The following is a 9,140-nucleotide window of genomic DNA, read 5'->3' on the forward strand; positions in this document are numbered from 1 at the left end:
CCCGGCCCCTCCCTTGAAAGGGAGGGGAGAAAGGAGGCGTGCGTTCATGCAGCCGCCTTGAGCGAGGCCGGGCGGGCGATGAGGATGCGGCCGCCCTCCTGCTTGACCGCGACGGTCGGGGTGCAGCCCTCGTCATTGCCCTGCGCTTCACCCGTCTTGAGCGCGATGTTCCAGTTGTGCAGCGGGCAGGCGACGCTGTGGCCGTGGACGATGCCCTGGCTCAGCGGGCCTTTCTTGTGCGGGCATTCGTTGACCAGCGCGAAGACATGGTCGTCGCCGGTGCGGAAGACGGCGATTTCCTTCTGTCCGGCAATCCGCACCGTGCGGGCGCCGCGCTGGGGAATGTCGGCCAGCGTTCCGATGTCGATCCAGTCGGTCATGTGGTTCACTCCGCGGCGATGGCGCCAAAGGGCATTGGGGGTTCGAGGTGCTGGTGCAGTTCGCTGTCCGCACCGGCCGCGCGCTGCGCCCAGGGGTCTTCCTGGGAGAAGCTCTGCGAATAGAGGAAGCGGCTGCGCAGCGCCTCGCGGCCCGCTTCGTCCTCGACGATCCGCCGCTTCACATAATCGACGCCGACGCGCTCGATCCAGGGCGCGGTGCGCTCCAGATAGCGGGCTTCCTCGCGGTAGAGCTGGATGAAGGCGGCGCAATAATCCAGCGCCTCCTGCTCGGTCGAGACCTTGCACAGCAGGTCGGTGGCGCGGACATGGATGCCGCCATTGCCGCCGACATGCAGTTCATAGCCCGAATCCACGCAGACCACGCCGAAATCCTTGATCGTCGCTTCCGCGCAGTTGCGGGGGCAGCCCGACGCCGCGATCTTGAACTTGTGGGGCATCCACGATCCCCAGGTCATCCGCTCTATCTTGACGCCGAGGCCGGTCGAATCCTGCGTGCCGAAGCGGCACCATTCGGACCCGACGCAAGTCTTCACCGTGCGCAGCGACTTGCCATAGGCATGGCCCGACACCATGCCCGCAGCGTTGAGGTCCGCCCAGACGGCGGGCAGGTCTTCCTTCCTGATGCCGAAGATGTCGAGGCGCTGGCCGCCCGTCACCTTCACCATCGGGGCGTTATATTTCTCGACCACATCGGCGATGGCGCGCAGTTCGCGCGGGTTGGTGAGGCCGCCCCACATGCGCGGCACCACCGAATAGGTGCCGTCCTTCTGGATGTTGGCGTGCATGCGCTCATTGACGAAGCGGCTCTGCTGGTCGTCCTGATATTCGCCGGGCAGCGCGCAGAGCAGATAATAGTTGAGCGCGGGGCGGCAGGAGGAGCAACCGTCCGGCGTCGACCAGTGCAGCAACTGCATCACCTCCGGGATGGAGCGCATATTCTGCGCCACGATCTCCCGACGGACATCGTCATGGGTGAAGCTGGTGCATTTGCATAGGGTCTTGGGGCCGGACTGGACGTCCTCGCCCAGCACGACGCTCAGCAGGTTTTCGACAAGGCCGGTGCAGCTTCCGCAGCTTGCCGACGCCTTGCAGGTGGCGCGCACCGCGTCCAGGCTGCACGCGCCCTTTTCGATGCAGGCGACGACCTGGCCCTTGGCTACGCCGTTGCAGCCGCAAATCTCGGCATCGTCCGAGAGCGCCGCAACGGCCGCCTTAGGGTCCAGCGCGCCCCCTCCGGAGGCGAAAGCCTGGCCGAAGATCAGCAGGTCGCGGATTTCGCTGACATCCTCCTCGCGCTTCAGCAGGTCGAAATACCAGCCGCCATCCGCCGTGTCGCCATAGAGCACGGCGCCCACGATCCTGTCGTCCTTGACGACGACGCGCTTGTAGACGCCGCGGGAGGCGTCGCGCAGGACGATGTCCTCGCACCCCTCGCCGCCCGAAAAATCGCCGGCGGAGAAGACGTCCAGACCCGCGACCTTGAGCTTGGTGGAGGTGACCGACCCCCTGTAGCCGCTATGCCGGTCGGTCAGCCCGTCCGCCAGGCTGCGGCACATGTCCCACAGCGGCGCGACCAGGCCATAGACATTGCCGTCATGCTCGACGCATTCACCGACCGCCAGCACGTCCGGGTCGCTGGTCACCATATGATCGTCGACCTTGATGCCGCGATTGACCTCCAACCCGGCTTCGCGGGCGAGAGCGGTCGAGGGGCGGATGCCGACCGCCATGACGACAAGGCTGGCCGGGATTTCGCGGCCGTCCTTCAGGCGGACGCCCTCGACCTTGCCGTCGCCATAGATGGCTTCGGTGTTGGCGCCGGTCAGGATGGTCTGGCCGCGCCCTTCCAGCGCCGACTTCAACAGCCAGCCCGCCGCCTCGTCGAGCTGCCGCTCCATCAGCGTGTCCATGAGGTGGATGACCGTGACCTTCATGCCGCGCAGGGTGAGGCCATGCGCGGCCTCCAGCCCCAGCAGGCCGCCGCCGATCACGACTGCGTGGCCGCCCCCCAAAGCCTTGCCGGCTTCGGCGGCGGCCAGCATGGTGTCGACATCCTTCATGTCGCGGAAGCTGATCACGCCGGGCAGATCCTTCCCCGGAACCGGGATGATGAAGGGATCGGAACCCGTCGCGATCAGCAGCTTGTCATAGCCGACGGTGCGACCCGATTGGCTCGTGACGGTCTTGGCTGCGCGGTCGATGGCCGTCACGGGGTCGCCCGCGATCAGTTCGATACCATTGTCTTTGTACCAGTCGCGGCCGTTGATGATGATGTCGTCGAAGCTCTTTTCCCCGGCCAGGACCGGGGAGAGCATGATGCGGTTATAGTTCACATAGGGTTCCGCGCCGAAGATGGTGACGCGATAGCGGTCCTTGTCCCGCGCCAGCAGTTCCTCGACGGCGCGGCAGCCGGCCATGCCGTTGCCCACGACCACCAGATGTTCCCGAACATCTTGGGACGGCGCGAAGCGTTGTTCTTCGCTGGCCGTTTCCGGTCCGTTGTTCTGAAAATCCATCCCTCGACTCCAGAAAAGAAAAAGGCCGCCATCCGGACCCTCGGTCTTTGAAACCGGAGGGTCTGGATGGCGGCCTTGCCATCATAAGCGCCTTGATCGTCCGTCCCTGGACCATCGCGGCTATGGAAGAAGGACAACCCTGTCCTTTGCATTGCAGCATAGGCTTTTGGCGATTCGCGTCAAGCGATTCCTCGCAGAACGATGTATTTTCGTTTCGCCGACCATGCGCCCTATCGCAGGCGCGAAAAGGGCGGCGGCCTGCGCGGGCCGCCGCCTCCCTCTCCTTGACCGATCAGATGCGCGCCGCGCTGGTCCAGGTGGCGCGCCAGCGGGCGCGGACCAGCGAGATGCCGAGAAACGCGACCAGCGCCAGGCCCGCGAAGATCAGGAAGCCGGGCGCGAAGCTGCCGGTGAACTGCTTGGCGATGCCCAGCGACGAGGCGAGATAGAAGCCGCCAATGCCGCCCGCCATGCCGACCAGGCCGGTCATGACGCCGATTTCCGCCTGGAACCGCTGGGGCACGAGTTGGAAGACCGCGCCGTTGCCGACGCCCAGCGCCAGCATCGCCGCGACGAACAGGCCAAGGGCGGAAAACAGCGTCGGTGCATAGGCGACGCCCGCCAGGGCCAGGGCGGCGGCGACATAGACCATCATCAGCGCCTTGACGCCGCCGATCCGGTCCGCCAGCGCCCCGCCCATCGGGCGCACCAGCGACCCGGCGAAGACGCAGCCCGCCGTGCAATAGCCCGCGACCACCGGGGTCAGGCCGAACTGGTCGGTGAAATAGATGGGCAGCGAGGCGGCAAGCCCCACGAAGCCGCCGAAGGTCACCGAATAAAAGCCCATCAGCCACCAGGCGTCGGCGCTTTTCAGCGGGTGGAAATAATCGACCAGCTTCTTGGGCGCGGGCGCGTCCGGCGCGTTCTTCGCCATGATCATGTACAGGATGAAGACGATGGTCAGCGGAATGCAGGCCAGGCCCAGCACCGCGTTCCAGCCGAACAGCTTGGCCAGCATCGGCGCGAACAGCGACGCCAGCACCGTGCCCGAATTGCCCATGCCGGCGAGGCCCATGGCCTTGCCCTGATGTTCGGCGGGATACCAGCGGCTGGCGAGCGGCAGCGCGATCGCGAAGCTGGCCCCCGCAAAGCCCAGGATGACGCCCAGCGCCAACGTGCCCGCGAAGCTGTCGACGCCCATGGACCAGGCGGTGAAGAGGCCAAGGATGACGATCGCCTGGCTGATCGCGCCCGCCTGCTTGCAGCCGATCCGGTCGACCAGCAGGCCGTTGACGACACGCAGCACGGCGCCCGCCAGCGTGGGAACGGCGACCATCAGGCCCTTTTCCGCCGGAGTCAGGCCCAGCGTCTTGGAGATGGAGGGCGCCAGCGGCCCCAGCAGCACCCACACCATGAAAGCTAGGTCGAAATAGAGGAAGGCGGCGACAAGAGTGGGCGTGTGCCCGGCCTTCCAGAAACTGGTCTGGCCGGTCCGTCCGAGGCCTTCCGGCCCTTCGCCCTCTTCATCGGGGCGATCCCAATAAGCTGTTGCCATGATGACGTCCCTCAATCTTTGTGAAATGGACATGAAAAAAGCCGCCTCCGGACCTCGCTTCTCGCGAAATCCGGCCAGCGGCTTTGCTGTGAAATCGGAGGGAGAGCGCGGTCCCGACCTTGGGAAGGGCTCATCCCGGAAAAACGCGCTTCGTCGCGCGACTCCGATATTATCTCGCGATTCGATCTATGTTGCAAGGCACAAAATTTCGGGAAGCAGAGGGGAGTTACGCCGCAGGTCGGAAAATGGCCAATAGCTGCCACTAAATCCTCCCTATGCGAAGCATGGGGAGGGGGACCATGCGAAGCATGGTGGAGGGGAAATGGCGTGACCTGCGTATCTTCCCCTCCACCACGCTTCGCGCGGTCCCCCTCCCCATCTCTCGATGGGGAGGAATAGGATATGTCCGCGCCCCACCCTTAAAAGCTCGCCAGGAAATCCTCTATCCGTTCCGGATCGAACACCCGCCCGTCGAAGAAACTGTCCGGTCCCAGCGTCAGTTCGCCCCGCTTCGATCCGACCGCCAGCGGGGACGCCACCGCCCCTTCCACCTTCATGCTGGCCCCCGGCATCGCCACGTCGCTGTCGGCCAGCGCCCGGCGGAAGATGTCGGGGCGGAAGACTGAGGCGGCCTTGGCGGCGTTTTCCGCGCTATGGTCCACCATCTTCCAGCGGACGAGCTGCGAATAGATCCACAGCGCCTGGCTGCGCCACGGAAAGGGCGTCGCCTCCCGCGAGAAGAGCATGAAATCGGGCATGGAGAGCGGCGCCATGTCCACCCGCGGGACGATCCTGCCCGACAGGGCGCGCAGGATCAGGTCGGCGGGCTGGTCCACATAATGCGGCTGCGACAGGAGATGCGCCAGCGCCTCATGATGGTCCGGATCGTCGCACCAGGCGCCCGCCCTTACCAACGCCCGCAGCAGCCGGTCGACGCTGTCGGGATTCTCCTCCAGCCAGGGGGTGCGGAAGGCCAGCACCTTTTCAACCCCGCGCCGCCAGATGCGCTCGCCAATGGCGACCCCCTCCGCCAGGCCCGCGTCCACCGCCGCGCTGCCCCAGGGTTCGCCCGCGATGAAGCCGTCGATCTCCCCGGCGCGGACCGCCTCCACCGTCAGCGAGGGCGGCAGCACGCGCAGGATGACGTCGCGATCCGGGTCCACCCCCGCGCTCGCCAGCCAGTAGCGCAGCATGACGGCGTGGCTGGAATAGCGATGGACGACGCCGATCACCGGCTTGCGTTTCCACAGGCCAATGGCGGTCGCGAAGTCGTGCGCGGTGCCCAGCGGATCGTCCAGCCGCGCCGCCACGTCCGGGTCCAGCGCCTGGGCGAATTCGCTCGCCATCACCAGCATGTTGCCGTTGACGTTGAGCTTGTACGGGGCGGAAAGCGGCGCGGCCTGCTGGCTCAATCCCAGCGTCACCGCGACGGCCAGCGGCGCCAGCATATGCGCCGCCTGCACCTGGCCGAACACCAGCCGGTCGCGCAACGTCGCCCAACTGGTCGTGCGGACGAGGTCGAGATGCAGCCCCTCCTCCTCCGCGAAGCCCCTTTCCCGCGCCACGGCCAGCACGGCGGCATCGGTCAGCGGCAGGAAGGCGATGCGCAGGTCGGTCGTCATCACCATCACATCCCTCCCAACAGGTCGCTGGCCGTGATGAGGGCCTGGGCGACGTCCACGATCTTCTTCCCTTGATTCATCGCGCTCGACCGCAGCAGCGCATAGGCCTCCGGCTCGCCAAGGCCGCGCTGGCTCATCAGGATGGATTTGGCGCGGTCGATGATCTTGCGGTCGGACAGCGCCGTGCGCGCCTCGTCCAACTCGCTCTGGAGCCGGGCGAAGGCGTTGAAGCGGCGCACCGCCAGTTCCAGCACCGGCTTCACCCGTTCCTTGCGCAGCCCGTCCACGACATAGGCGGAGACGCCTGCGTCGATGGCCGCGCCGATCATGCTTTCGTCCGACTGGTCCACGAACATGGCGATGGGCCGGGCCAGGGCGCGGCTGACCGTCAGCATCTCCTCCAGCGTGTCGCGGCTGGGGCTGCCCAGGTCCATCAGCACCACGTCGGGCGCCATGCGCTCCAGCCGCGCGACGAAGCCGCCGCGCGGGGGGACGATGTGAATATCGTCATAGCCCGCTTCGCGCAGCCCTTCCTCCAGGACGGTCGCGCGCAGGCCGCTGTCGTCGATGATGACGATTCGCATGAGACCCCAAGCCTTTTTTGCCACTCAGTGACCGCGATGTCGCGCCGCGTCAATCGGGCGCGGCAGAGGGGAGACGCCGACGGCGGCGCGCCGCCCTGTTCCCGCCCCTCCGGCGGAGGATGCCGCCATGGACAAGTCGCTGATCGCAAAGCCCGATCACGCCGCTTCCGGGGACAGGGGGCCGTCCCTGCCCTCCGCCCTCCGTTCAGTGCGCCGAGGACGTATCGACCTTCGCCATGGGGCGCGGCGCCAGCCACACCAGGGCGGCCGCCGCGAACATGACCAGCGCGGCGATGAAGAAGACGTGGTTCATCGACACCACCATCGCCTGCGCGTCGACCAGGTTCGCCACCATCTGCCGCGCCTGTTCCTGCGTGAAGCCGCGGCTCGTCAGGTCGGCCAGGGTCGCGTCCGGATGGAGCGTGCCGACCATCTCGTTGCGCGACACGCGCTGCCCGTCGCCCCAGCCGGTCAGCACGATGGAGGTGGAAATGGCGATGGCGAGCGTGCGCAGGAAATTCTGCATGCCAGCGGCAGAGGCGGTTTCCTCCGGCCGGACAGATCCCAGGGTCAGCGTCGTCAGCGGGATCATGAACAGCGGCATGCCGAAACCCTGGACGAGTTGCGGCAGCGCGACCGTCCAGAAATCCGCGTCGGTCGTCCAGTGCGCCCGCCACAGCGTCACGGCGCCGATCCAGAGCACGCCGCTGGAAATCATCAGGCGCACGTCCAGCTTTCCGACGACGCGGCCGACGATCGGCGCGATGACCATGGCGGACATGCCGACGAAGGATGCCGCCAGGCCTGCCCAGGTGGCGGTATAGCCCATCGAGATCTGCAACCATTGGGGAATGATCACGATGCCCGCGAAATAGGCGCCGAAGCACAGCGCCAGGGTGAACACGCCCGATGTGAAGCCGATGTGGCGGAACACGCGCAGGTCGACGATCGGATGTTCCTCGGTCAGTTCCCAGATCAGGAAGATGCAGAAGCCGATCCCCGCCATCAGCGCCAGCGCGACGATCACCGGATCGCCGAACCAGTCATGGTCCCGCCCGATGTCCAGCATGATCTGGAGGGAGCCGATCCAGAAGACCAGCAGGGCGAGGCCGATATAGTCGATGGGCAGCTTCACCCGCTCGGTTTCCACCGGGCGCAGCAGCGTCAGCGCGGAAAAGATGCACAGGGCGGCGATGGGCAGGTTGATGAAGAAGATCCAGTGCCAGCTCCAATTGTCGCTGATATATCCCCCGACGATCGGGCCCAGGGCCGGGCCCAGCATGGTCGTCATCGCCCACAGCCCCATCACGCGCCCGCGCTGCTGCGGGGGGAAGATGCGCATCAGCAGGGTCTGCGACATCGGCATCAGCGGCCCTCCGCAAAGGCCCTGGCCGATGCGGCAGGCGACGATCATGCCCAGCGTCATGGACAGGCCGCACAGCAGCGAGAAAAGGCCAAAGCCCAGCATGCTCATGGTGAACAGCCTGACCGCGCCGAAACGCTGCGCCAGCCATCCGGTCAGCGGCACGCAGATCGCCTCCGCCACGGCGTAGCTGGTGATGATCCAGGTGCCCTGATCGGGCGAAATGCCCAGATTGCCCGCGATGTGCGGCACCGAGACGTTGGCGATGGTCAGGTCGAGCACGACCATGAAATTGCTGAGCGCCAGCGTCATCCCCGCCAGCAGGCGATGACGGGGCGACAGGAGCGTGAACGTCTCGGTCGGGCGGCTCACCGGCGGGCTTCCTTATTCGCCGGAAAGGTCGATTTCGGCTTCCATGGAAAGCCCGATGCGCAACGGATGCTCGGCCAGTTCGCGCGGGTCGAGCGCGATGCGCACGGGCAGGCGCTGCACCACCTTGATCCAGTTGCCGGTGGCGTTCTGTGCGGGGATCAGCGCCATCGACGCGCCCGTGCCGCCGGAAAAGCCGACCACTTTGCCATGATAGACGACGCCGCCGCCGTAAAGGTCCGACGTGACCGTCGCCGGCATGCCGATCTTGACCCGGCGGAGCTGGCGTTCCTTGAAATTGGCGTCGACATAGACCCTGGCGAGCGGCACGATGGTCATGATCGGGCTGCCCTGCGCGACGCGCTGGCCGACCTGCACCGACCGCCGGGTCACGACGCCGTCGATCGGGGCGCGGATGACGGAGCGGTCGAGGTCGAGCCGGGCATTTTCCAGCTTCGCCTTGGCGGCCAGCACGGCGGGGTCGGTGTCGATGGTGGACCCGCGCACCAGCGCGTCATTGGCGGCAAGCTGCCCGCTGGCCGCGCCCCGCGTCGCTTCAGCCGTCGCCACCCCGGCCTTCGCCAGGTCGAGCGCCGCCTGCGCCGCGGCATAGGCCTTGCGCGCGCTGGTCAGTTCCTCACCGGAGACGGCGCCGTTGGGGGCCAGCGCCTCGCGCCGCCGCAGGTCGATGCGCGCCTTTTCGAAATCGGCCTGCGCCGTCGCGAGCTGG

The 9,140-nt window shown here is 66.7% G+C and carries 7 protein-coding genes; all 7 read right to left on the bottom strand.

The annotated features are described in order from the left end of the window. Window positions 1-44 precede the first annotated feature (44 nt). Complete coding sequence (gene nirD, locus L286_RS37030) at window positions 45-380, bottom strand: nitrite reductase small subunit NirD (protein ID WP_007687600.1); 336 nt, start codon at window positions 378-380, stop codon at window positions 45-47. 5 nt (window positions 381-385) lie between these two features. Further along, a complete protein-coding gene (gene nirB, locus L286_RS37035) occupies window positions 386-2,917 on the bottom strand; it encodes a nitrite reductase large subunit NirB (protein WP_021223540.1) in 2,532 nt (843 codons plus the stop codon). 292 nt (window positions 2,918-3,209) lie between these two features. Next, window positions 3,210-4,472, bottom strand: coding sequence for a nitrate/nitrite transporter (locus tag L286_RS37040; RefSeq protein WP_021223541.1), 1,263 nt, complete (start codon window positions 4,470-4,472; stop codon window positions 3,210-3,212). A 419-nt stretch (window positions 4,473-4,891) separates the two neighbouring features. Continuing rightward, a complete protein-coding gene (locus tag L286_RS37045) occupies window positions 4,892-6,094 on the bottom strand; it encodes an ABC transporter substrate-binding protein (protein ID WP_031293347.1) in 1,203 nt (400 codons plus the stop codon). 5 nt (window positions 6,095-6,099) lie between these two features. Further along, entirely contained in the window at window positions 6,100-6,678 is a 579-nt protein-coding gene (locus L286_RS37050; protein ID WP_007687592.1) for an ANTAR domain-containing response regulator, read from the bottom strand. A 205-nt stretch (window positions 6,679-6,883) separates the two neighbouring features. Continuing rightward, on the bottom strand, window positions 6,884-8,413 hold the full coding sequence (locus L286_RS37055) for a DHA2 family efflux MFS transporter permease subunit (protein WP_021223543.1): 1,530 nt from the start codon (window positions 8,411-8,413) through the stop codon (window positions 6,884-6,886). 12 nt (window positions 8,414-8,425) lie between these two features. Further along, a partial coding sequence (locus L286_RS37060; protein ID WP_021223544.1) for an HlyD family secretion protein occupies window positions 8,426-9,140 on the bottom strand: 715 nt, incomplete at its 5' end.

Source organism: Sphingobium sp. HDIP04, assembly GCF_000445085.1.
In the GTDB taxonomy this organism is placed as follows: Bacteria; Pseudomonadota; Alphaproteobacteria; order Sphingomonadales; family Sphingomonadaceae; genus Sphingobium; species Sphingobium indicum.

What these genes read in the sequence shown, in the direction of transcription:
- L286_RS37040 (WP_021223541.1), bottom strand. Translation starts at nt 4,472, where the DNA reads ATGGCAACAGCTTATTGGGATCGCCCCGATGAAGAGGGCGAAGGGCCG.
- L286_RS37045 (WP_031293347.1), bottom strand. Translation starts at nt 6,094, where the DNA reads ATGACGACCGACCTGCGCATCGCCTTCCTGCCGCTGACCGATGCCGCC.
- L286_RS37050 (WP_007687592.1), bottom strand. Translation starts at nt 6,678, where the DNA reads ATGCGAATCGTCATCATCGACGACAGCGGCCTGCGCGCGACCGTCCTG.
- nirB (WP_021223540.1), bottom strand. Translation starts at nt 2,917, where the DNA reads ATGGATTTTCAGAACAACGGACCGGAAACGGCCAGCGAAGAACAACGC.
- nirD (WP_007687600.1), bottom strand. Translation starts at nt 380, where the DNA reads ATGACCGACTGGATCGACATCGGAACGCTGGCCGACATTCCCCAGCGC.